The sequence below is a fragment of the Chryseobacterium indologenes genome, assembly GCA_016025055.1.
GTDB lineage: Bacteria > Bacteroidota > Bacteroidia > Flavobacteriales > Weeksellaceae > Chryseobacterium > Chryseobacterium indologenes.
The window spans coordinates 2,996,381-3,021,042 of record CP065590.1 but is presented as its reverse complement, the minus strand read 5'-3'; the positions used below and the strand labels follow the sequence as shown (position 1 = coordinate 3,021,042).

Sequence of the window (24,662 nt, the reverse complement as noted above, 5' to 3'; positions counted from 1 at the left end):
CATTTAGCCTTTATTCACTTTAGCGTCTATTTTCCCCAGCATTTTGGCAACCCCGGAGCTTTGTAACAAGATATCGCCATTTTTTGCTTTATGTGTTGTGGTAGACGTTGTTTCCTTTAAATCACCTGTCACATTAATGGTTTTATTCTCGTTCACAGTTTGTTTATAATTTTTTGAGGTAAATTTATGATCATTGATAATATGGGTGGTATTATCATTTCCAACGCTTGTTTTCATGTCTTTTCCGACGTTGATGTTAAGATCTTCTCCCGCATTGAATGTCATATTTTTAGGGGCAGTTACGACAATATTACCTTTTCCGTCCATATAATAGTTGTTTCCGCTGGGGTCTATAATATTGACACTTCCTTCTGCATCATTCATCAGAATCCTGATTCCGCTTCGGGTTTGTATGGATTTTAAGTGATTATTCACTCCGCCACCCAAAGCAACACCTCCGTGAAACATTCCTCCCATCACAAAAGGGCGGTCCGGATGATTATGTACAAATCCTACCATAACCTGATCTCCTACTTCCGGTATTGCTACATAGCCTCTGTTTTGAGTAATCTGATCTGTTCCTCCCGCATCAGGGGCCATCATCCTGATAAAATTGGTGGTATCATGCAGCTGCCAGTCAAATTTCACCGTTACTCTTCCCTGGCCCAGCGGATCTGTATTGGAAATAACGGTTGCAATTTGTGGCTGTGCAATAGGAAGGGTAAAATCAGGAGTAGGAATATATCCGGTGTCCGAAGCTATAGCCTCAAATCTTCCTGCGTAGCGTCCCAGTGCATCTACCTCGTGAATGATATCCGTCATCATAAGTTTTGTAAAATAAGCTGTTTTGTTGGTATCATTCTTTCTCATATTGATGTCAGCAACACATCCCGGATATAAAAACGGAATGGTACTACCTCCCGAAACGGTAAATACTTCTACAGCCCTGCTTCCTGCCTTGCTGGTCTGAGAAATAACCACATCCATATCAGTCGCGGCTTTTATGGGGGCAACCTGTAAAGACGGTGTTTTGAAAATTCCGTCATTATTTTTATAAGCAGTCTGTGCCAAATTCCCCACATGCTTTATGGGCGTTTCTCCTGAAGTCAGTTTAGCATTGGAGCTGCTGTTGTATCCGTAAAAATTAGGTTTGATATGCACAGCTTTCAACTCAACATTGATATCAGAGACATTACTTCCGTAGATAAGTTCAAGTGCTTTGTTCTGTGGAGGCATATTTCCGAAGTGCAATACTTCGCCGTCATAATAAAACTGCTCTCCGTAAGCTTCTGCCATCCGGCAGAGATAGTTGTAATGGGTTTCGTTATACTGGGCACTGTACAGAATCTGAGCGGATGCTTTAGCGTTTATTTTCACGTCAAACTTACTGCTTTCAATCCCCTGTTTAATTACTTCGGCAGCAATAATTCCCATGTTGACAGGCTGTTCTCCACCAAAGCTTTGTGTATGGGGAGCGGCATCCAATAAAATAGTTGGGCTCTGTCCTTTTAGTACAATATTTCCCAGACTATGGTGTTCCTGGCTGAAGCCCACTTTTGTGATTACTCCCACAAAGGTTCTTTCAGGGCTGCCTTCTACATCTTTATACTTAAAAACTACAGTTAGGCGTTTTCCTAAAAACTGCTGAGCTTCTTCAAGATCATGGTTTTGTATTCCATCAAGTGTATCGTGGGCTAGAGTCAATTCAAAGTCATGGTGTTTTTTTACGCTCTGCTGTAAACGGAAGTGTTTGAAGTGCTTGATTATTTTCCCTTCAATCACAATATCCAGTTTCACCACGCGGTTGATTCCGGGAATATGATTTTCCGAAATCTTTTCAGAATTCGAGGTATTTTTATTCATAGGAGATGAGGTGTTTTTGAAAGGTTTTTATTTTTAAAAATAATTCTAAAAATAAGCGTCCTTTTATAAAGTTATAAATTTTTCACAATATAAAACCAATTAATATCCATCATATTTAAAAAATAACAGCAATTTATACAAGACATTTAAAAACATAGATTTGATGATCATTGGAGACAAAAAAACAGAACAGCGTCCTGACGGATGAACTATTCTGTTTTCTTATGTAAGTTTTTAAAGTGATCAGATTCTTATGCAGTAGGCCATGCTCCGTGATAAGAAGAGGTTCCCAGATCAATCTGTTCAGCACTTATAACAAAAGAAATGTACATACTGTTTTCATCCACGGCATCAAAATCCACTTCATGCTGAATCACGTATCCGTTTTGCCATTTCAATGTTGTTAAAGTTCCTTCTTCATGAGACTTGTTGAAAGTTACTTCGCCCACTGTAGGCTTGTACTTTCCGTTAAGAAGACTTTCCAGAATATCTGCTTTTTCTGTAGCTTCTACTGTAATTTTGATTAACGCATTGGAAGGATCTGATGCTACACGTCCTGAAACGTCTGTAGATCTTGATACGCTGTAGTTAAGCTTTAAGAGCTTCTGACCTTCCCCGTTGTTGAATTTTAAGATTCCTCTTGAATTTCTTTCTGCCATGATGGTAAATTTTAATCGTTAATATTTGATGATTGATGGTTGGTTATATCACCAAATTTAGATGTAAATATTTGACCGGAAGAATATTTTTATCTAAATATGAAAAAGTGTCGTATTTCTACGACTAACACTTGTTAGGTATAATACAGTCTGTAAATCAATTATTTATAAATTCCAAAAAAATCACAAACTAGATGTAAAACGAAAAGGTTACCTCAGTGAGATAACCTTTTTCTATCAGACATAAAGCTTCAGGTAGTTTGCCCCTGATGGGCCGATACTCTGTGTTTATGATTATTTTTTGTTTCTTTTTTCTTTTTGGATTTATTTCTTCTTCCCCACCAGATCAGGAACCCGGTAATAGGTAATGAAGTAGCGATGATACCGGCCAGAAATGTAGATAATTTTCCGATCTGTCCCCACCATTGCCCCATATGCAGTTGCCAGACTATATTTTCGGTCTTTTCATGTTGCAGATATTTTCTTCCGATATGTATCTCTTTTCCTGAATACATATCATAAATACTCAAAGAGGCATGCTCAATACTTTTAAGTCCTACTTTTCCTGAAGTGAAAATATAGGCTCCCAGTTTCTTTCTTTCAAAATTCCAGATACTGACTTCTTTTTCACCACTTTTGTTCAGTACTTCATAAGCGAACGGAACAATATCCTTTGCTGTTTTCGTAGAATCCTGCCTGGGTAGAATGTCCATTAAATGTTCTGTAGTCCCGTTGGTCATCTTTACAGTAGTATTCATCAGAGGTTCAAAGAAAATAATAAGCCCTGTCATTCCCAGCATGAAGCACACAAGAAGCGAATAAAAGCCGTATACATTGTGAAGATCATAATTAAATCTTTTGAATCGTGCTTTCCATTTTATCGTAAAACTCGCCTGCCTCGTGGTTTTATTCCATTTTTTGGGCCACCACAAGATAAGCCCCGTGACCGTGCTGATCACAAAAATAATCGTAGCGAAGGCTACCACCCAACCTCCTGTCTTTCCCGCCAGAAATGAGGCATGAAAATGAGCCATGACAAAGAAAAACTGGAGTGATTCATCTTTTTTGAGAATTTTACCTGTGTACGGATCTGCGTAGACCATGGCCAACTTTGGCCCTTCGGGACTGAAAGCCCTGATACGGACGCTTCTTTTCGGATCTTTAAAGAACACAAACTCTGAAATGTCGTACCCCGGATTAGCTTTCCTGAAATTCTGTTTTAGTACGTCAGAAGATACCCGCTCTGCATTGTCGGGAACAGCGACGTATCTTGCCTTGCCGGCACTCCAGTCCATAATTTCGTCGCAATAAACAATAATGGTTCCTGAAAGAGATACCACGACCAGAATCACTCCTGCAACAATACTTGGCCATAAGTGAAGCCATGCTACAATCCTGCTGAAAAGAGATTTTCCTTTTTTCTTTGGAATTTTCGCTTTATCATTCATGTTTGTTTTTTTCATGATGGATAATATTGTTTTTCCAGCCTTTCCAAGGCTTTTACCGATTCCGGTGTACCTCTTTCTTTGGCGATGTTAATTATCTTTTTAAAGAATAATTCGGTAGGCTTAAAAGTATGATTCAAATCTTTGGAAAATGCCTGATAATGCTGGTTGATAAGTGCAGGATCTTTCAGAGCCTCCCTGAAATTCCATTTATTTGATTTGAATATAAAGCGTAGTCCGTCATTATTACCGGGTAAAGGAACTGTTCCATGGTCGTCATTTTGATAGAATTCATATTTCCAGCTGAGGTTTTTCAGCTTTTGCTGCTCCAGCAGGTTTTTGAATTTACCAATGGCGATTTCATGTTCATCGTCTTTAACATTTCTTGCCTCTGCATTATTGGCCTGAGCGAGGAAAAATTTAATATTTTTAAAATCTTTTGTCGAGTTCTCTGCTTTTCTGACCATCAGCTCTTTATCCCACCAAAGGCTTGGGTCATTGGCTATATAAGCATTAAAAAACGGATCTGACAAAAGGTTATTGACTGCTGTAAGTCCTCCGAATGAATGACCTATCAAAACTTTGTAGTCATTTGAACGATATTTCTTTTCAATGAACGGATAGAGCTCTTCTTTGATAAACTTCATAAATACTTCATTGCCTCCGCTTTCTGTAAACATTGTCTGTTTTTTACCCGCAAAGTTCATTTCTTTCGAAGCTTTTGTAGGTGTCAGATCCCTGGTACGGTTTGTATTGGCTATCGCTACCAGAATGGCTTGTGGTAAAATGCCAAATGGCTCTTTACTCAAATACTGATATACTGAGGAAAGGTAGTTGAAATTATTTTCAGCATCCAATACATAAATCACGGGATAGCTTGTTTTGGTATACTGATCATATCCTTCAGGAAGAGACACGTAAACGGAACGTTCTTCATGAAGAAACTCCGATTTCAATGGAATTTTCATTCCTATACTGATATTTTCAATCTGAGTTGCCTGTGCTTTGAACTGTAACAGTCCCGCCCATAGTACTATAAATAATAATCCGGTTCTCATTAGCAATTGTTTTATTTATATAGTTAGAATTTATAGTTTAATGAAAGTAAAAGCTGGCGTGGATTCTGCACATACGTCCAGGAATCGCCAAGGTAATACTGCTGATTGGTAAAATTGTTTAGTTTGAGGGCAATTCTGTATGATGACTGATCATAGAAAACAGAAGCATCAAACTTTGCATATCCTTTAGATACGACATCAGAACTGTCTACAAGATAGAACTGGGATTGTGCATTTCCCCCTGCGCCGATACCAAAACCTGAGTATTTCCCAGAAGGAATGGTATAACTTAACCAGAAGTTTCCGGCGTGTCTTGCCTGTCCGGCCGGTCTTCTTCCCTGTACATCTGCTTTTGCTTTTTCATAGACACTGTCATTATAGCCGTATCCCAGAATAATATTAAATCCATGAAATGGGGATGTGATCAGATCCATTTCCACTCCCTGACTTCTTTGGGTTCCATCCTGGATGGTAAGGGTGGGGTCTTTTTCTGTAGGTGTACTGCGTACTTTATCTTTTACCTGAATATTATAATAACTTAGAGTTCCGGAAAGCTTACCGTCCAGTAACTCATATTTCACACCTCCTTCCCATTGATTTGCCTGTTCCGGTTTATAAGTTCTTATCTCACCTAATGAGCTGCTTGGCGCTATATTTTTAAAACCGTTCATATAATTTCCAAACAAAGACACCTTATCTTTTATCACCTGATAAACCAATCCGAGTTTTGGAGACCACGAGTTTTGAATATCTTTATCGGAAACACTGTTGAAATGATCATATCTAAGGGAAGCCATCGCAAATAAACGATCCGAGACATTGATCACATCAGAAACATACACACTGAAGTTTCTGTAATCACGCTTATAGCCTCTATAGTTTGTTCGCCCCAATATATCCTGATAGGCAGCCTGCGAAATATAAGGTGAGCTTTCATCATTAAACATAACCGGAACAAACTTATCCAGATTACCAAATTTATTTTTATAAATCTGCTGGTCAATATCCTGTACTACCCCTCTTTTATCTGTCGTTTTGGTAGTAGTATAATCAAATCCTACCAATATTTTATTTTTAATTTTTTCCGAAATATTGAAATTGCCGATAAAGTTTTGCTGAATTTCATTCAGATTAAATGTGCTGGGGATATGGTAATAATCTCTCCTTATAGTTCCTTTGTTGGATAAATTCAGGAAAAGATAATGGGCATCATTCTCTGTTTTGGCAGAAGAGAAGCTGGTTTGAGAAACCCAGTTATCTGATATTTTATAGTTTGCCGTGGCAAAAGTGTTGAATATTTTAGCTTTACTCTGGATTTCATCACTTGCGTATGATATTTTTTTATCCAGATTAAAATCATTGATACTTTTATCTTTGAAGACAATATCTTTTCCTGTTATCAGCCCCATATAAGTAGTATTACGGCTAATATCAAAATATTCAAAATCAAGGTTAATATCCAGGCGGTCATTTACTTTAAAGGAAAAAGAAGGCGCAATGGCCACGGATTTTGATTTTCCGAAGTCCTGGAAACTTCCGTCGTTATTATAGGCGGCATTGATACGGGCCAGAAAAGTCTTGTTCTTATTAAGCGGTGTACTCACATCTACCGTGACACGGTTGCTGCTCCAGCTTCCCGCAGTATACCCTATTTCACCTTTGAAATGGTGTAATGGTTTTTTGGTTACTCTGTTAACAAATCCTCCGTAGCCTACCAATAATGCAGACCCGAATAAGGTTCCGGACGGCCCTTTGATCACTTCAATAGCTTCAAGGTTTACAGGATCGGATAGAGAGACAAAGTTTGTCGCCATACCATTTCGCAGCGCTCCTGCCGAGGCATTCGAACTGAATCCGCGCATGGTAAGACCGAGGCCTACCCCTCCGCTTCCTACACTTACGGATACGTTATTTACTCCGGGAAGGAGATTCAGTGAGCTCTGGAGGTCGGTCGCTACCTGCTGTTGTATTAATTCTTTGGGAAGAACGGTATAAACCTGCGGGTTTTCCAGGTTCTTAAGAGGCATTTTGGCAACATATTCAGATTTTTTCTCGGCATATTTTTTTACCCCCGAAACAATAATCTCTTCAATGTGTTTTGATTGAACCGTTGTGTCTTTTTTGTGTTGTGCAACGATCAATACTCCCGACAATAAGGGTATTGAACACAATAGCTTCTTCATAGTTTATTTTTGCTGCAAAGGTATTTATTTTTATTAATTCTAAATAATAATTAATAAAAACATTTTAAAACCTGCATAATTTAAACCATGTATTTGTCGCTATTTTTACATTATAGACAATAGCAAAAACACAAACACTTAATCCACATGAACGCCAAAAAAATGTCCTACCAGTGCTGTGATTCCCATTGCTACAGTACCCCAAAAACAGATTCTCACCATGGCGATCCCCATATGTGAGCCTCCCGTTCTTGCTGATACAGCTCCTAAAAGCATCAAAAATATAATTGAAAAACCATATTGAAAATAAACCATTTGTTTAATCGGAGCCAGGAGGGAAACCGTAAAAGGCAATAGGGCTCCTACAGCAAATGATGCGAATGAAGCAATAGCTGCCTGCAAAGGTTTTGCCTGTGTTATTTCATTGATTCCCAGCTCATCTCTTGCATGGGCCTCCAGGGCATTATGTTCTGTAAGCTCTGTAGCTACCTGCAATGCCGTTTCTTTGCTGCATCCTCTTTTTTCATAAATTTTAGCAAGTTCCCGCAGTTCTATTTCCGGCATTTCTTCCAATTCACGTTTTTCACGGATAAGGTCTGCTTTTTCGGTGTCTTCCTGGGAACTTACGGACACGTATTCACCGGCTGCCATAGACATTGCCCCGGCAATCATTCCGGCTAATGCGGCAAGAATAATAATATGACGTTCCGGTTCTGCTGCGGCAACACCAATGACAATACTTGTTGTAGATAATAACCCGTCATTTGCTCCCAATACAGCCGCACGGAGCCATCCCACTCTGTTTACGTAATGCTTTTCTAACTGATGATGCATATTTACTTGTTTCGGCGTTGATATTGTTATTAAAGTTATAAAATGTTTCTTCAAGAATCATTTTAAATTACCCGGGTTTGGGAAAGAAAGTAAATTGTACAATGAGGAACTTGGAAGACTTAGAAGCAAGAAACTTCTGTACATGCATAAAATCCTATGAAATAACGTGACGAATAGTAAAAAGAAATAGTATCCTGATGGATTATTTATATCTGTAATAGGTTATACTTTCCTCTGTCAGACTGGCTTCATTGTCCCTCTTAGTTTCCGGATCTTGCTCATATGACGTTTTTTGGAGCGTAATATCGTCTTTTGGATCATCCAGGGTATCATGCTTACTTTTTTCAATAGCCGCAATCAGCTCATCAAGTTTCAGCTGCAGCTCTTTTGAATCTTTTTGTGCATTACGGATCATCATTACCGCAAAAGCGGCAATTCCCAGAACTGCACTTCCTTTAACAAAAGCTCCAGTGGTAACACTATTCAACATATCTTTTATCATAACATTATTTTTTAAAATTACTGAGCTTACAACAGGTTGTAACAACCCGGATTGAGATTGATTTTTTCCAGCAGTTATCTTTCAATCAGAAATAAAGCCTTTACGAAAAATGTGGTAGGTTTAGAAAGCAACCCTTGCAGAACATATCTGACCGAAGGTAAAAAAATACAGTTAACACTTTATGATTCAGATCATAGAACCCGACATCTACTGTCTTATCACGTGAAAGTTCGTATTTTCTTATATTTGCACAATGAGTTTATTATACATTGACTGGAATGTCAATCCCGAAATTGCAAATATTCTGGGAATTCCTTTAAAATATTACGGTCTATTATTTCTTGCAGGCCTTGTTTTATGCTTCAACATTTTAAAAAGTGTTTATAAAAAGAAAATTTGAGTATGCAGGCACATGAAGCGCTGTTTTCATATGCTCTGATCGGAATATTATTAGGAGCACGTCTGGGCCATTGTTTTTTTATGACTTTGATTATTACTCACAACATCCTTTAGAAATACTTTTACCCATCCAGAAAGGCCCTGATGGAGCTTATCATTTCACAGGTTTTGCCGGGCTTGCCAGCCATGGTGGTGGTATCGGTTTGATTATTATGCTGCTGTTGTATGCAAGAAAGTATGCGATCCCCTTTATGACCATACTGGATGCTATCGCTATTGTATTACCATTGGGAGGTACCTTTATCAGATTGGCGAATCTGATGAATTCAGAAATTATAGGTGTACCAACGAATGTTCCGTGGGCTTTTATCTTCAGACAGGTAGACGACCTTCCAAGGCATCCTGCCCAGCTCTATGAAGCGATCTCTTATCTGATCATATTTTCCGTTGTTTACTTGATGTATAAGAAAAACTTCGTCAAAATCGGAAAAGGCTTTTACTTTGGGATAAGCATTCTTTTAATTTTCGTCATGCGTATCCTGATTGAATTTATCAAGGTAGATCAGGTTGAATTTGAACATGGTATGAGCTTAAATATGGGACAACTCTTAAGCATTCCTTTTATTATCCTTGGCTTATTTTTTATCATCAAAAGTATAGTTGAAAAAGGGAAAATGAAAACTTCATAATTTCCACTTTTCTGTTAAATAAAAAAAACTCATTGAAAATGGCTTCAATGAGTTTTTTATGGTATTTCTTACCTATCTTGTGGTATATCCTCCGTTGGCAAAGATGGTCTGCCCCGTGATCCACCATCCGTCGGTTACTAAAAACTCTACCAATGGGGCAATGTCTTTGATATCGGTAAGGCCTCCTAATGCAGCTGCTGATTTATGATAAGCAACGGCGTCGTCTGTTTCCTGGCCATAGAAAAAGGAGTATCCATAGGGCCCGGAGCTACAGCAGTTACCGAAATACCCCTTGAACCAAATTCTTTTGATGCAGCCCTTGTGAAGTGTTCTACAGGAGCTTTTGCCCCCGCATAGGTGGAATACAATCCGGTATAGGCAGCCAGCAATGAAGTGACAATCGTACATATTCTTCCGTTGTCATTCAGTTTTTTGCCGGCTTCCTGTAACAAAAAGTAAGCAGATTTTGAATTGACATTGAACATGGTATCATATTCTGCTTCCGTAGTATCGGTGAACGGCTTTTTCAAGACCATACCTACGGTATTGATAGCTATATCGATTCCTCCAAAACGGGAAATCGTTTCATCAAAAAACTTTGTAAGATTTTCTACTTTGGTGAGGTCTCCCTGAAACAGGAATGCTTCTGCACCTAATGCCTGAACTTCTGCAAGAGTTTTTTCACTTTCGGCCTTAGAACTTTCACTGTTGTAATGAATGGCCAGCTTTGCTCCTTTTGCGGCAAAATCTTTACTTAATAATCCTCCAAGATTCTTGCCTCCACCGGCAATTAAAACAACTTTTCCCTGTACATTTTGTGTTGACATTTTGTAATTTTTAAATGTTAATACAGCAAAGATGAACAATAAAACGCACTACAGTATGGTGAATTTTTCGGAAGTTGTCTAAAGTATCAGTTACCGTTTCCTGAATCAGGTCAAAATAAAAATCAAAATTTTATCACAAACAATTTTATCATTATGGTATTATTTACCAGACAGATACATTTTAAGAGACCAGGATAAAATGAAATTTACACTGAAAACCCCCATCAATAAAGAATTTTAGGCACAGCATTTGATACTTTGGCGAGTATCGCACACCACATTCATACAAAAATATATTTTTTTCATAATCCTCAGGTTTCTGGGGATTTTTTGGTAAATCCTTTTGAATACTCCATCATCATTACTATAAAATGATTTATAAAATTCTTAATAATAACCTTTTCTGATAATCAATCATTTAAAACAGGATTATTCATTTTATTGTTGTATATTTGCATATTATAATCAAGTCACTACTTTGTTTTCTGTAACGACTCGAATAATTCATTCAGTCATTGCTTTTTGAGCAGCCATATTTTTAACTTTTATTCTTCTATTAAGAACAATACTTGTCGGAATTTTAAAGCTCTGGATGATTGGAAAAAAATCCAAGGACAGGAAACATCGACGGGCTTTAAAGGTCTGCAAGAGACCAGATTGAACTTAACAATTTATAGAAACTAAATACTAAAAATAATTTATGGCAGATTCTTTTTCTAAAAAGGAAAATTTCAAGAAAAAAATTCAAAAGCAAAAAGAAAAGGCGCTAAGACGCGAAGAACGTAAAACGAACAACAACAAAGGGAAGGACATGGAAGATGTATTCATGTACGTAGATGAATTCGGAAGATTAACATCTACTCCCCCTGAGCAAAGACAGGAAATCAACCTTGAAGATATTCAGCTTGGTGCAGCTCCTATCATTGAAGAAGATCCAAGAAAAACAGGAATTGTTACGTTCCTGAGTGAAAAAGGATATGGTTTTATTACAGAAGATAATTCCAAAGAAAATATCTTCTTCCACAACAACAACTGTGCGGAACCTGTGAAAAAAGGAAACAAGGTATCTTTTGAAAAAGAGAAGTCTCCTAAAGGGTTTTCAGCTGTTGAAATTCAGATTGTCAAATAATATTTACCGATAAAATATTTCTGTCATTCAAAGCAGATTTATTGTAAACAATACAGAAAGAGACTGCCCGTGGGCAGTCTCTTTTTTATATCCGAATCATATAGTTATAAATATTCCGGATGATATTTCACAAAAAGAAAAGAAGCCACCTGAAAAGGCAGCTTCATCCATCGTAAAAAAGTATAATCAATCCAGTTTCCCTCCGAGTGCTTTAAACAAAAGGACGTTATTCCTGGTATTCTGATGCTGGAACTGTAATAAATCCAGTTCAGCAGTTAATTTGCTCTTTTGAGAATTGATCAGTTCAAAATAATTCGCATATCCTGTCAGATAGAGGTCATTAGAGACTTCTACTCCCCGATCCAGAAATCCCACTTCTTCAGATTTTAATTGCAAAACCCTCTCGTAGATTTTAGTTTGCTTCAGAATAGACTGCAATTCATTGAATGCGGTGGTAATACTTTTCTGATAGTTCAGAAAGGCGATTTCCTGTTCTTTGCTTGCTACTTTAAATTCGTATTTCAATTGTCCTTTATTAAAGACGGGCACCATAAGCCCACCAAGCAATTGCCCTGCTAAGGAACTTGGTTTGAATAACGTTTCCACGGAAAAAGAATTCAGCCCGAAACCGGCACCAAGGTCTATTTTAGGGTAGAAGGCAGCTCTTGCCGCTTTGGCGTCGGCCTGCGAGGCTTCCAGCACATAATAATTGGCTGCAACATCAGGACGAGAGTGAATAACAGCTTCCACATTAATATTTTTATTTAAAACATCCATATTGGTAGGCATCAAGGTCTTTCCTCGTTTTACATCACCACCATAGCTTCCGGTGAGGGTAGTAATGGCTTGCTCAACGGTAACAATCTCAACTTTGATGTGTTCAATTTCAGCCAGCCAGTTATTATTCTGAGCTTTAAACTGCTGTACCGCCAGTTCTGTTGCTTTTCCGACTTCACGCTGGGCCAAAACAATCTCAAAGGCGCGCTGCTGAAGGTTATAATTTTTCTGATAAATGGCAAGACGGTTGTCTAAAGCCACCAGTTGATAGTATAAATTGGCGATATCAGTAAAAAGCTCTACCTGTAAGAGCCTTAGCCCTTCCGCAGAAGCAAGAAATTTCTTTTGAGCTGCAATTTTTTTATTTTTTAACTTACCCCAGGCATCAATTTCCCAGCTGCTCCTTGCCCCCAGCCAATAATTGGGTGTAAAGTCTCTGTTGATCTTTTGTTCCTCAGTGATATTAGGAGAAAGATTGGTATCATAATTTCCTACTCCTTCCATGGTATATTTTCCGTAACGGTTGCCTGAAGCCTCTACTCCCACTTCCAAAGAGGGCAACAGATCCATTTTGGAACGCTGAAGAAAGCTATTGGCAATTTCTACTCTCTGTTGGGCAATCTGAAAATCAGGGTTAGCCTGAACTACTTTATCAAAGAGCTCCAACAATTGTGGTTCTGTAAAATACGCTTTCAAATTGAGTTGTTGAAATTCCTCTGAATTTGTACTATTCCCTTTTTTGAGAATTTCCTGCGGCAGCTCCCGGGCTTTTTTTACATCAGCCACTTTAGGTACTGCGCAGGAACTAAGGCTTATGACAGCAATTCCGAATACTATATTTCTATGATTTAGTCGTTTCATTTTTCTTCTTATTTTCAAGTTTTGCAAAGAATATATACAGCCCGGGGATGACTACCAATCCGAAAATAGTTCCGATCAGCATTCCTCCTGCTGCTGCCGTACCAATCGACCGGTTTCCTATCGCACCGGCTCCTGATGCAATACACAGAGGAATAAGACCTGCCACAAATGCAAAAGAAGTCATCAGAATAGGACGAAGACGCTGTCTTGCCCCTTCAATAGCGGCCGGAATGATATCAAAGCCCTGTTTATTCCTGGCTACGGCAAATTCTACAATCAGGATGGCATTTTTAGCTAAAAGCCCGATCAACATGACCAGAGCAACCTGTGCATAGATATTATTATCCAGTCCGGCCAATACCAGTGCGATATATGAACCAAAGATCCCGGTTGGCAGGCTTAAGAGTACGGGCATAGGAAGAAGGAAACTTTCGTACTGCGCCGCCAGCAAAAGGTATACAAACAATAAACAGATCAGGAAAATATAAACGGTTTGGTTTCCGGACAAAATTTCTTCTCTTGTCATTCCCGACCATTCTATGTCGAAACCTCTCGGAAGTACCTCTTTAGCTACGCGTTCTACGGCTGCAATGGCATCACCGGAACTATACCCTTCCGCAGGTTCCCCGTTGATCATGGCCGACATATACATATTGTACCTTGTCAGCACTTCGGGACCATATACTTTTTCAATAGTGATAAATGTTGAAAAAGGGACCATTTCGCCTTTGTCATTCTTTAAATATAAATTCAAAATACTCTCTGGGGTATCCCTGTGCTCGGGACTAGCCTGAACCATCACTTTATACATCTGACTAAAACGGATAAAGTTTGTTGCATAATAGGAACCTAACATAGTCTGCAGTGTTGACATTGCATTGTCTACAGAAATTCCTTTCTTCGCGGCCATATCGTAATCTACATTGATCATATATTGCGGGAAGGTAGCATCGAAACTGGTAAAGCTGTTTTGGAGTTCCGGTGCTTCATTCAGTTTTTTAACAAAATCCTTCGTGATCTTATCGGTATTTTCGATTGTTCCGCCGGTTCTGTCCAGTAAACGCAATTCAAAGCCACTGGTATTTCCAAATCCGGGAACGGTTGGTGGAGCAAAGATTTCTATCTGGGCATCGGCAATACCTTTTGTTTTTTCTGAAAGTTGAGCAATTAGATCATTCACTGAAATACTTCGTTGTTTCCAGTCTTTAAGGTTGATCATTGCCATTCCGTAGGAGGAACCTGCAATTTCTGTTACAATACTGTATCCGGCAAGTGTTGTTACGTTTTCCACACCTTCAATTTTCTTAGCCATCACTGTCACTTCGTCCAGTACTTTTTCTGTTCTCTCCACCGTGGCTCCCTGTGGTGTGGTAACACTGACGTACACCATTCCCTGGTCCTCCATCGGAATAAATCCGGTCGGAAGGAATTTACTGGTTACAAAAGTTAATGCTATAAATAAGAAAAGTAAGCCGAACGTAACAGTTGTTCTTGTGGCAAATTTTGTTAATATACCTACATATCCGTTAGTCAATCTTTCAAAACCTGTATTAAAGCTCTGGAAAGCCCTGTCGATAATGGTTTTCTTTTTATCATGCGCATGAGGCTTTAAAATAATAGCACACAGCGCAGGCGTAAGCGTTAAGGCATTCACCCCTGAAATCACAATACTGATCGCCAGCGTCAGTGAAAACTGACGGTAAAAAACACCAACCGGCCCATCCAGAAATGCTACGGGAATAAATACGGCAGACATTACAATGGTGATTGCTACGACCGCTCCCGCTATTTCTTTTGTAGCACTCACTGTGGCATCCATGGCATTCATTCCTTCTTCCATTTTAACGTGAACGGCTTCCACGACGACAATTGCATTATCCACCACAATTCCGATGGCGAGGACGAGGGCAAATAAGGTCAACAGGTTGACGGAGAAATCAAGCATATTCATAAAGGCAAAAGTTCCTACCAATGCTACCGGAACCGCCAGTACGGGAATCAATGTTGAGCGCCAGTCCTGAAGGAAGATAAATACCACAATTCCTACCAGAATAAATGCTTCGATCAAAGTTGTCAATACCGCACTGATGGATGCGTCAAGGAACCTGGACACATCATAAGCCATATTATACTCCATTCCCGGAGGGAAAGAGGAGACTTTCAGTTCTTCCATTTTGGCTTTGACACTTTCAATCACTTCAGAAGCATTGGACCCGGGACGTTGTTTCATCATAATGGACGCAGAAGGTCTTCCGTCTGTTTTGGAAACCATTCCGTAATTCATTGCTCCGAATTCCACTTTTGCAATATCTTTCAGTTTTAAGATCGTTCCGTCTATATCAGCACGGATAGGAATTTCTTCGTACTGCTTAGGTTCGAAAAATTTACCTTTATATTTGATTACATATTGCAGCTGACTGGAAGTTTTTCCTGAGGTCTCACCTACTTTTCCGGGTGCTGCGGAAATATTCTGCTTCTGGAGTGAGCTGATCACTTCATCTGCAGAGATAGTATAGGCTGCCATCTTTTGGGGATCGAGCCACACCCTCATGGAATATTCTTTCTGTCCCATGATCTCGGCACGACCTACTCCATCAATACGTTTCAATTCCTGAAGAACGTTGATGTCTGTAAAGTTGTAAATAAACTGTTCATCCTGGCTTGGGTCAGTACTGGTAATATTGAGGTACATCAGCATACTGTTCACCTCCTTTTCAGTGGTAACTCCGGCCCTGATTACTTCTTCGGGAAGTTCATCAAGGATTGTAGTTACCCTGTTCTGTACATTGACTGCTGCTACATCAGGATCTGTTCCGACTTCGAAAAACACCTGGATAAGGGTAAGCCCATCATTTGAAGTAACCGTAGACATATAGGTCATGCCCGGCACTCCGTTGATGGCCCGTTCGAGAGGAAGTGCTACAGCATTAGCTGACACTTCCGCATTGGCTCCTGTATATTTTGCGGTTACCGTTACAGAAGGCGGTACAATATCGGGAAACTGGGTAATCGGCATCTTCAGCAAGGCCATAATTCCCAGGAGTACAAATACTATGGAAATAACCAACGAAAGAACCTTTCGTCTTATAAACATTTCTACCATTATAAATTGATTTAAAGATTATGAAAGCTTACACCTTCTTTTTAATTTTAATGGCATCACCATCTTTTAAAGACTGAGTACCTTCATAAATGATTAAATCTCCTTTTTTAAGACCACTTTCCACCAAATAGGAATCCCTCAGAGTATTTCCGATCTTAATATGGGTCATTTTCACCTTGTTCTGCTTATCGAGTACAAAAACGTAGGTTTTATCCTGAATAGAGAATGTAGATTTTTGCGGAATAAGAATGGCATTATTCTGTTGTTCGGAAATGATAAGCTTCCCGGAAGTACCATGTTTGATCAGACGGTCCGGATTGGGAAATAAGGCTTTATACCGGATGGAGCCTGTGGCCCTGTCAATTTCTCCTTCTGCTGTTTTCAAGGCTCCGTTAAACTGGTAATTTACGCCATTGGGTAATGTCAGTTCAATCTTCTGATGATTACCTATCTTATCATTAGCCAAGAGTTCAAAGTATACATTTTCCGGAATGGAAAAATAGGCATACACCTCATTCAGCTGAGATAGTGTTGTCAAAAGGGTACCATTTTCTACCAAACTTCCGTCTTTGTGAGGAATAACATCAATAACTCCATCGAAAGGGGCTGTAATTTTTGTAAAGCTAATCTTCTGCAATACGGTTTTCTTCTCAGCATCAGCAAAGGCGTGCCTGGCTTTGGCGGATGATAATTTTGCTTTTACCATCTCCAGTTCGTTATTGGCCACAAATTTTTTGGCGTGCAGGCTCTGGATCTGTTTCAGTTCCACTTCAGCAATACGGACGTCAGCCTCTGTTTGCTTTAAGGCTGCGTTGGCTTTAAGTAATTCCATCTGAAGTTCGGCATCATTAATTTTAAAGAGAGCCTGGCCCTGGCGTACAAACTGACCTTCGTTAACGTAAATATGCTGTATAATCCCTCCTATTCTGGAACGCATTTCCACGTTCTTTTTGGCCTGAATATCTGTTACAAAATGGTTACTTACTAAAGTATCTTTTTCTGTGATTTCAAGTACCGGGACTTCTTTCTCGTTCTGATTGTTTCTTTCCTTGTTTTTACTGCATGACACAGCGAATAATGTTGCAAAAGTGCAAATTATTACATTTTTAAAATACATCTTACAATGTTTAAGTTATAAAAATTTCGTTAAAATAAAACTGGTTTTCAATACCTTAAACTAATAGAGCTGGAGGAGATGGAGAAAAGATCTGACGCCGCAAATGGTAGAGAGTGAAATTTCAGGAAGGCTGATTTTCGGGCTTAGTTTTAGAACTGCCGAAAAGTCTCCCGGAGCATCTTCTTCTTTGCGTACGGAGTGTTTTACAATTTTTGAGGCTGCGGGCAATGCATGTGTATTCATATCAGCCTCCTCGTAAACATCCAACAAGTGGATATTGCTTACATGGGGAACATGAGGAATATTATTTAATGATTTTTCTGCCCAATTCGAATTGAAAAGGGTAAAAACCAGTATAATATAAAATATGATAAATGACCTCAGACCTGCCATGTCAACAAGAATACGTGTTTTGTGTAAAAACGATAGTGCCGCAAAAATAGGGATTTTTGTGCGGAAAAGCGGTCTTTTAATTGTTAAAAAAACTTAAACAATGGCTATGTATCACCATGGAATCCTTAGCTTGTATAAAGATTTCAGGCTCTGGCAAATTTTAAGGTGACGAATTACGGTGTTTAAAACAACTTACTCAGTATCCTGAAACGGTAATCAAAGATATACTCCAGTTTCTTTTTAACAAACAGTTTGTGGGCGATTTCCCCCAGGAATCCCACAGGAAGCTCATATTCTATAGTATCGCGCATTAATACTCCATATTCATTAGGAATAAATTCATGATGGTGATTCCATAATTTGTAAGGTCCTTTTTTTTGAAAATCGATAAAGCTTTTTTGAAAATCCACGTGGGTGATCTCTGTCTGCCATTTCATTCTGATCCCGAATAAAGGCGAAATATAATAATCGATGATCATGCCTTCATCAATTTCATCATTTTCCATCTCTGTAAGAACAGTAAATCCCATGTCTTTGGGAGTAATCTCAGAAAGATTATTAGCCGAAGAAAAAAATTTCCAGGCAGTTTCTATATCACAGTTGAGCTGTTGCTCCCGGAAAAGGATATGCTTCATCGTATTTCTTTTTATTTATAAATCCACATCAGAACCGGTTTTTCTGAATTTTGAATCATAGGATCAATTTTCTTCATAGCATTATTTGAAATGGTAGGACAGCCCCATCCTTCCGGTGATCCTTTGGGAAAAGTTTCTTCATCACTCATCAGGTCCCAGGAATGAAAGACAATAAATCTTTTTAATGCATTGGTATTGGTTTCTTCAAGCCCGTGCATCAGGTATTTTATATTAATTCCCCATTCACTGTAGCCTCTTCCCTGCAGTTTATACTTTCCCAGTGAAGACAGATGACTTCCGTCTTCGTTACTGAATTCCGGGCGATCTTTTGATTCGTCCTTACTCCATGAGTTTGGGCCACAACCATGACCTACCAAGTATTTCTCTGTAACCGATTGTGTCTTTAGATCCCAGACAAAAAATCGTTTGATCCCTGAATGCAGGCTCATATCAATAAGAATACAAAAATCGGTATTCAGATCTTTGGACATACAAAATTTCAAGGCTTCCTGACCTTTTATTTTCATTTTAGAAAGGTCAGCTTCCGGCTTCTTTTCAGCCTTTGGAACAGGATTAACAGTAATAAAATCCGTTGCAGCTTTTTCTTTGATACAAGAGAAAGAAATAAAATTCAGCAAAAGAAACAGATAAATCCTTTTCATCTTTATTTATAGTGCTGAAAAATCCCAAAATCAGTGGGAGTCCAAAGAGCTGCCTTTTGTCCTGCCGCCTTCAAAGCATCATTTGTCCAGGTGTTGCAGGTATAGAGGAAACTGTATGTTCCCTTTGCGTCATAAAAAGCGTCATTATCGCTATACACCGCGTCGGTAGGTATCAGCATGAAATTTCCATTCTGATCTCTGTCAAATTTATCTTCTACAAATTGTACAAGATTTTTGTACTGACTTCTGCTGATCATAATCATTTTGCAGTCATCTGCTTCTTTCATGGTATAATAGTAGGTGCAATGCATGGCCGAATCACTTAACCAAAAGGCTGCTTTTACAGCGGTGGAAAATTTTAAATCAGCCCAGGTCGGGGTATCAAGGTAAAAGCCCTTATCACCCCATCCTATTCCTATATAATTGTAATCTGTTTTTTTTGATTTGACGTTGGCAAAAGGTATTTTCAGGCTCCAGTCCTGCATATCATTCCTTACCGGCATCACAATATCAGTATGCACACCGTTGGTATAAATATAAATGGGGATATCTTTCTTTTCGCCATCATTTTTAGCAGAAACCGGTATAAAAGGAATCAGCAGTCCCAGGATCACGTAAATAATCACAATTCCCAAAATAATTCCCAAAACTTTCAGAGCGTAGATGAGTATGGTTTTCCCAGTCATGTTTTTTTAATAAAATTTAATCTTTAATTTTTGGTAAAAGTATTTGTTTTTATCGAAAAAATGGCTATATTTAGTTACGAAATATTCATAAATATGCGTAAAAATACCAAGTCCCAAAAAAGATTTAAAGTAAGAGTAAAAACTGCTCCAAAAGAATACAAAAAAAACGTTGATTTTCGGTGAGATTTAATCTCCTGAAAGTCAATTTTTCTTTTTAGGAAAGGCTTTTTTAAGAAACTTATTCAAAAAAATCTTAACCTCTTTAAGGTAGAAAACTTAAGGAATGGTCGATTATCAGCTTTAGTTTGGAACTCAGAAAAATTCCAAAGGAGGGATTGTCACCAAAAGTTTAAGCTAAAATCAGTCTGAAGATCTCTGCAAAAACTCTATATTCCTCTTCAGGCCAGCAAATTTGGTTCTTTTCACGGGTGATTTCCTGAAGATTTCAGAGAAAATTTCCTGAGTAAGCTCTTTCCATTCTCCTTTTTTAAAATTTCTCAAAGCTTCATTAGGGGTAAATCTGCTCTGTTTATGGGGTGCTGCAAAACGATTCCAGGGGCATACGTCCTGGCAGATGTCACATCCGAACATCCAGTCTTCCATTTTATTTTTAAAGTGATCGGGTATTTCGTCTTTAAGCTCGATGGTAGCGTATGAGATACATCGACTTCCGTCGACAATTTTTTCTGAAACGATAGCACCTGTAGGACAGGCGTCAATGCATTTCCTGCATGTTCCGCAATGATCTGTTGTGGCATGATCGGCAATCAGCTCAAGGTCACAGATAATTTCTGCCAAAAAATAAAAGGAACCGTTTTGTCTGGTAATGAGGTTGGCATTTTTTCCTACCCAGCCAATTCCAGACTTCCTTGCCCAGCTTCTTTCCATAACAGGGGCAGAATCTACAAATACTCTGAAACCGAATTCGCCGATTTCTTCCTGCAGCTCAGCTACCATTTCACGAAGAATTTCTTTGATGACCTCATGATAATCTTCAGCATAGGCATATTTTGATATTTTAAAGTTCTCCAGAACGGAGAGTTTTTCTTCGGGAAAGTAATTGTACGAAAGTGAAATTACCGATTTGGAACCTTCTACCAAAAGCCTCGGATCGAGTCTTTTATCAAAGTGATTTTCCATATATTTCATTTCGCCATTAAAATTATTCTTAAGCCATTTTTCAAGAGGTCTTGCATCTTCCTCCAAAAAATCAGCTTTGGAAATACCACAACTCTGAAATCCAAAACTTTTGGCCTTGGATTTTATCAGTTGGGAATATTTTTCTGCTCCTGCATTCATAATTTCACAGTGCAAAATTAAGATTATTTTATAAATTTGCGCGTTTTACAATTTTAGAATAAAAATAACCCGATAAAAAAACTACTAATCAACACTTATGAAAAAAGCAGCTCTTCTGGCAGGACTTCTTGCTGCAGGCATGCATTATGCACAAATTAAATTTGAAAAAGGATATTTCATAAACAACAGTGGTGAAAAAAAGGAGGTTTTAATCAGAAATATGGATTGGAAAAACAATCCTGTAGATTTTGAATATAAAACCGATACTTCTTCGGAAATTAAAAAAGAAAGCATCAATAATGTAAAGGAATTCAGCATCGATGGTGAATGCAAATATCTAAGAGCTACCGTAATGGTTGACCGTTCTTCTATGAACCTCAACTCCATGTCCGAAAACAAGGCTCCGGAATTACAAAAGGAAACTCTTTTCCTTAAATATATCGTTGAAGGAAAAGCTGATCTTTATTATTATGAAGACGGCAATCTCAGGAGGTATTTTTACAATTCTGAGACCTCTGAGCCGGAACAGCTTATTTACAAAGCATACTATATCAACGAAGGAAGTATAGGATATAATGAAGATTATAAAAAGCAGATTACTGAACACCTGAAATGTGGCAGCAACGGTATACCGCTTCAGAACGTTACCTATACAACAAAAGATCTTACGAAGGTTTTTACACAGTATAATCAGTGCTCAGGTGACCTGGTGGCAGATTATACCAATTATAATGTTAAGAAAAACCTTTTCCATCTGAACATCAGACCGGGAGTTAATTTTTCATCTTTTAAAACGACTCATAATTATACCTGGCAATCTATAGAAACAAATTTTGGTAGCCATACCTCTTTCAGAATCGGACTGGAACTGGAATATGTTCTTCCTTTTAACAAGAACAAATGGGCCCTTTTTGCAGAACCAACTTACCAGTATTACAAAGGAAGTAAGGAAATCACAGAGAATGCAGGAACTTATTTTGAATACAAATATACTGCTACAACAGATTATAAATCTATAGAACTTCCTCTTGGATTAAGGCATTATTTCTTTTTGGGTGACCGTTCCAAGCTATTTTTAAATGCAGCCTACGTCATCGATTTTAATATGAATTCGTCTATCAAATTTGATCGGTCAGAATTGGAAGTTTCATCAGGAAATAATTTTGTGTTCGGAGCCGGTTATAAGTACAATGACAAATTCAGTGCTGAGGTCAGAGTGGGAACAGCAAGAACTCTGCTTCGCAATTATGTAAGTATAGGTTCGGATTATAATACCGTATCTTTCATTTTGGGGTATACTCTATTTTAAATAGTAGATCAGGCAGAGAGTTTTTCATAAAAAATTACGTAATTTCGTTTATAATTTAATGTTTAAAACAAACAACTATGTCTTTAATAGAAGTAATACAATCCGGAAATTATGAATTGATCGACGTTCGTGAGCCTATGGAGCTTGAAATGGACGGAAATATTGAAGGTGCTAAGAATATTCCTCTTGGTGAAGTAGAAGATAGACAGGATGAAATTTTATCTATCGAAAAACCGGTAATCATTTTCTGCAGAAGCGGAAACAGAAGTGGAAAAGCGTTAGAATACCTTACCGCTCAAGGATTAAAAGACGGTTATAACGGCGGAGGCTGGGCTGAGCTGAAAGCTGCACTTGAAGCAAACAGAGGAACTTTTTAAAAGTTCCTTTTTTTATTCCCTTATGTATTATGAATGTAAAAAATCAGTTTGAACAGCTTTGTGTATCATTGACAACGGATGAAAATTTAATTTCTACCTTATGGAAAGAAATCGAGAAAAAATATACTGAAAAAAGCAGACATTATCACGTCCTGACCCATCTTGAAAATATGTTTCTTGAGCTTGAATCTGTACAAGATAAAATTTCAGATTGTACAGCTGTTTCTTTTTCTGTATTTTACCACGATATTATTTATGATGCCACCTCAAAATCTAATGAGGAAAAGAGTGCTGCGGTTGCCAAAACGAGACTTGTCCGGTTGGGTTTACATCAAGATAAAATCAGTCTTATTTCTGACCAGATTATCGCTACAAAGGCTCATTTGAAATCTGAGCATACGGATACCAATTATCTGTTGGATGCAGATCTTTCTGTCCTTGGAAAGGATCTTGGAACCTATCTGGATTATACCCAAAAGATCAGAAAAGAGTATTCTATCTATCCAAATATTCTGTACAATCCGGGAAGGAAAAAAGTACTCAGACATTTTCTGGAACTTGAAAGTATCTTTAAGACAGATTATTTTAAAGAGAAATACGAAATGCAGGCAAGAGACAATATAAGTCATGAGATAGGATTGCTTTAAAAACAATTTTCATAAAAAAAACCGCCTTTGCAGACGGTGTATTATTTGGCCGGAAGATTTATCCGGTTCCGGAATTTTCAAAAAAACTCATTTACGGATGAATTCCACAGGCTAAAAGCTTGCCCCTGAGTATGGCTATTGCTTCCACATCAGAGTGGCCCTCTGCTCTAAGCTCATTCATATAACTTTGGACATAGGTGAAATCAAATTTATAAGCGCAATCAAATTCTGATATACCTCCAAGAACGGTTTTTAACTGTTCAGAAGTTAACCTCTTCCCTTTCAGGTTCAGTTTGTTTTTTAAGTCTGCATTTTTCATAAATATTTATTTTTTTGGTGTATTAAAATTAAAAAATATTCCTTTGGCTCAAAAATCTCTTTTAAAAAAAAAGCATTCATAAAATAATATTTTTACATAATTAATACATTTAAAAGTCACTACAAATTCCCGACAAATCTGGCTGTGGCCTTCAATACCTGCTCAGGTACTTCTTTATGTGGTGTATGACCGATACCGGGAATGATATATTTTTCCGCAAGACCGCTTGTCTGGGTAATCGTTTTTTCTACCTGATCTAAACTACCGTATTCATCTGCTTCTCCCTGGATGAATAGGAGCGGACAGGTAATATCTTTCAGAAGGTATTCAATATTCCAGTTTCGGAATTCGTCGCAAGTCCAGGTTTCCGTCCAGGCTTTAAATAATGTATCTGTTTTGTCTCCGTGATATTTCTGTAAACGTTCTGCCAGATTGGTGGTTTTATAAGCATCCCAGGCATTATAAATGCCTTTTAGAGTTACTTCTTCTACAAAGATATGCCCTGCTTCACAAATCACGGCCTTCACATTTGCCGGATATTTTGCGGCGGTAGTCAGAGCAATGGTACCACCATCACTATGCCCGAACAGAATAGCATTGCTGATATTCAGCTGATCAAGAAGATCATTCAACAGATCTGCCTCCAGTTCCATATAATTGACAGGTCTTTCGTGGGTAGGCATTGGGTTTGACTTTCCATATCCTAATCTATCGTACGCGAGAATATTGCATCCTGTAGCATCGGATACTTTTCCCGGAAAATCTCTCCAAAGCTGCACAGAACCCAGTGAGTCGTGCAAAAAAACAATGGTAGGTCTTTTCTCTTTTATATGTTGGTATTCTATGTATAGCTTTTGTCCTTTTACCTCAATTATTCGTGTATCCATTC

The 24,662-nt window shown here is 38.3% G+C and carries 21 protein-coding genes and 2 pseudogenes; 5 read left to right on the top strand and 18 right to left on the bottom strand.

Going from position 1 to position 24,662, the window contains the following annotated elements; genetic code table 11:
* Positions 1 to 3: 3 nt before the first annotated feature.
* The 7 genes from H3Z85_13910 to H3Z85_13880 form a co-directional block, all read right to left on the bottom strand.
* Complete coding sequence (locus tag H3Z85_13910; GenBank protein QPQ50546.1) at positions 4 to 1,863, bottom strand: Vgr family protein; 1,860 nt, start codon at positions 1,861 to 1,863, stop codon at positions 4 to 6.
* 251 nt (positions 1,864 to 2,114) lie between these two features.
* Positions 2,115 to 2,522: a hypothetical protein gene (locus tag H3Z85_13905; GenBank protein ID QPQ50545.1), complete on the bottom strand. Its 408-nt coding sequence runs from the start codon at positions 2,520 to 2,522 to the stop codon at positions 2,115 to 2,117.
* Positions 2,523 to 2,773: 251 nt separating this feature from the next.
* Positions 2,774 to 3,970, bottom strand: coding sequence for a PepSY domain-containing protein (locus tag H3Z85_13900; protein ID QPQ53899.1), 1,197 nt, complete (start codon positions 3,968 to 3,970; stop codon positions 2,774 to 2,776).
* 11 nt (positions 3,971 to 3,981) lie between these two features.
* Entirely contained in the window at positions 3,982 to 5,025 is a 1,044-nt protein-coding gene (locus H3Z85_13895) for an alpha/beta hydrolase (GenBank protein QPQ50544.1), read from the bottom strand.
* A gap of 23 nt (positions 5,026 to 5,048) precedes the next feature.
* A complete protein-coding gene (locus H3Z85_13890; protein ID QPQ50543.1) occupies positions 5,049 to 7,208 on the bottom strand; it encodes a TonB-dependent receptor in 2,160 nt (719 codons plus the stop codon).
* Between the two features lie 138 nt (positions 7,209 to 7,346).
* Positions 7,347 to 8,042 (bottom strand): VIT family protein, encoded by a 696-nt coding sequence (locus H3Z85_13885; protein ID QPQ50542.1) that lies wholly within the window; start codon positions 8,040 to 8,042, stop codon positions 7,347 to 7,349.
* A gap of 202 nt (positions 8,043 to 8,244) precedes the next feature.
* On the bottom strand, positions 8,245 to 8,544 hold the full coding sequence (locus H3Z85_13880) for a hypothetical protein (protein ID QPQ50541.1): 300 nt from the start codon (positions 8,542 to 8,544) through the stop codon (positions 8,245 to 8,247).
* A gap of 253 nt (positions 8,545 to 8,797) precedes the next feature.
* Here H3Z85_13880 and lgt point away from each other — a divergent pair.
* Positions 8,798 to 9,632, top strand: a pseudogene (lgt, locus tag H3Z85_13875) (prolipoprotein diacylglyceryl transferase).
* A gap of 72 nt (positions 9,633 to 9,704) precedes the next feature.
* Here the strand turns inward: lgt and H3Z85_13870 are convergent.
* Positions 9,705 to 10,459: pseudogene (locus H3Z85_13870) on the bottom strand (SDR family oxidoreductase).
* Positions 10,460 to 11,159: 700 nt separating this feature from the next.
* On the opposite strand from H3Z85_13870, the gene H3Z85_13865 reads away from it, so the two are divergent.
* Entirely contained in the window at positions 11,160 to 11,588 is a 429-nt protein-coding gene (locus H3Z85_13865; protein QPQ50540.1) for a cold shock domain-containing protein, read from the top strand.
* A 186-nt stretch (positions 11,589 to 11,774) separates the two neighbouring features.
* Here H3Z85_13865 and H3Z85_13860 read toward each other — a convergent pair whose 3' ends face one another.
* From H3Z85_13860 to queG, 8 genes are all read right to left on the bottom strand, one after another.
* Entirely contained in the window at positions 11,775 to 13,226 is a 1,452-nt protein-coding gene (locus H3Z85_13860) for a TolC family protein (GenBank protein ID QPQ50539.1), read from the bottom strand.
* Entirely contained in the window at positions 13,207 to 16,329 is a 3,123-nt protein-coding gene (locus H3Z85_13855) for an efflux RND transporter permease subunit (protein ID QPQ50538.1), read from the bottom strand. The genes H3Z85_13860 and H3Z85_13855 overlap by 20 nt, the downstream gene beginning before the upstream one ends.
* A gap of 28 nt (positions 16,330 to 16,357) precedes the next feature.
* Positions 16,358 to 17,446 (bottom strand): efflux RND transporter periplasmic adaptor subunit, encoded by a 1,089-nt coding sequence (locus H3Z85_13850; protein QPQ50537.1) that lies wholly within the window; start codon positions 17,444 to 17,446, stop codon positions 16,358 to 16,360.
* Between the two features lie 60 nt (positions 17,447 to 17,506).
* On the bottom strand, positions 17,507 to 17,839 hold the full coding sequence (locus tag H3Z85_13845; GenBank protein QPQ50536.1) for a hypothetical protein: 333 nt from the start codon (positions 17,837 to 17,839) through the stop codon (positions 17,507 to 17,509).
* A gap of 182 nt (positions 17,840 to 18,021) precedes the next feature.
* The gene (locus H3Z85_13840) at positions 18,022 to 18,474 is read right to left on the bottom strand and encodes an SRPBCC family protein (protein ID QPQ50535.1); all 453 of its coding nucleotides are present in this window, start codon (positions 18,472 to 18,474) and stop codon (positions 18,022 to 18,024) included.
* Positions 18,475 to 18,485: 11 nt separating this feature from the next.
* Positions 18,486 to 19,136 carry a murein L,D-transpeptidase catalytic domain family protein gene (locus H3Z85_13835; protein ID QPQ50534.1) on the bottom strand — a complete coding sequence of 217 codons (651 nt, stop codon included), beginning with the start codon at positions 19,134 to 19,136 and terminating at the stop codon, positions 18,486 to 18,488.
* Positions 19,137 to 19,138: 2 nt separating this feature from the next.
* Positions 19,139 to 19,822 (bottom strand): TIGR02117 family protein, encoded by a 684-nt coding sequence (locus H3Z85_13830; protein ID QPQ50533.1) that lies wholly within the window; start codon positions 19,820 to 19,822, stop codon positions 19,139 to 19,141.
* Positions 19,823 to 20,182: 360 nt separating this feature from the next.
* Complete coding sequence (queG, locus tag H3Z85_13825; GenBank protein ID QPQ53898.1) at positions 20,183 to 21,121, bottom strand: tRNA epoxyqueuosine(34) reductase QueG; 939 nt, start codon at positions 21,119 to 21,121, stop codon at positions 20,183 to 20,185.
* Positions 21,122 to 21,218: 97 nt separating this feature from the next.
* Between queG and H3Z85_13820 the strand changes: the two genes are divergently transcribed.
* The 3 genes from H3Z85_13820 (at position 21,219) to H3Z85_13810 (ending at position 23,454) form a co-directional block, all read left to right on the top strand.
* On the top strand, positions 21,219 to 22,430 hold the full coding sequence (locus tag H3Z85_13820) for an autotransporter outer membrane beta-barrel domain-containing protein (protein QPQ50532.1): 1,212 nt from the start codon (positions 21,219 to 21,221) through the stop codon (positions 22,428 to 22,430).
* Positions 22,431 to 22,507: 77 nt separating this feature from the next.
* On the top strand, positions 22,508 to 22,807 hold the full coding sequence (locus H3Z85_13815) for a rhodanese-like domain-containing protein (GenBank protein ID QPQ50531.1): 300 nt from the start codon (positions 22,508 to 22,510) through the stop codon (positions 22,805 to 22,807).
* A gap of 29 nt (positions 22,808 to 22,836) precedes the next feature.
* Positions 22,837 to 23,454 (top strand): hypothetical protein, encoded by a 618-nt coding sequence (locus tag H3Z85_13810; GenBank protein ID QPQ50530.1) that lies wholly within the window; start codon positions 22,837 to 22,839, stop codon positions 23,452 to 23,454.
* A gap of 91 nt (positions 23,455 to 23,545) precedes the next feature.
* Here the strand turns inward: H3Z85_13810 and H3Z85_13805 are convergent, their stop codons facing one another.
* Entirely contained in the window at positions 23,546 to 23,773 is a 228-nt protein-coding gene (locus tag H3Z85_13805) for a hypothetical protein (GenBank protein ID QPQ50529.1), read from the bottom strand.
* Positions 23,774 to 23,892: 119 nt separating this feature from the next.
* Positions 23,893 to 24,660, bottom strand: coding sequence for an alpha/beta hydrolase (locus H3Z85_13800; protein QPQ50528.1), 768 nt, complete (start codon positions 24,658 to 24,660; stop codon positions 23,893 to 23,895).
* Positions 24,661 to 24,662 lie beyond the last annotated feature (2 nt).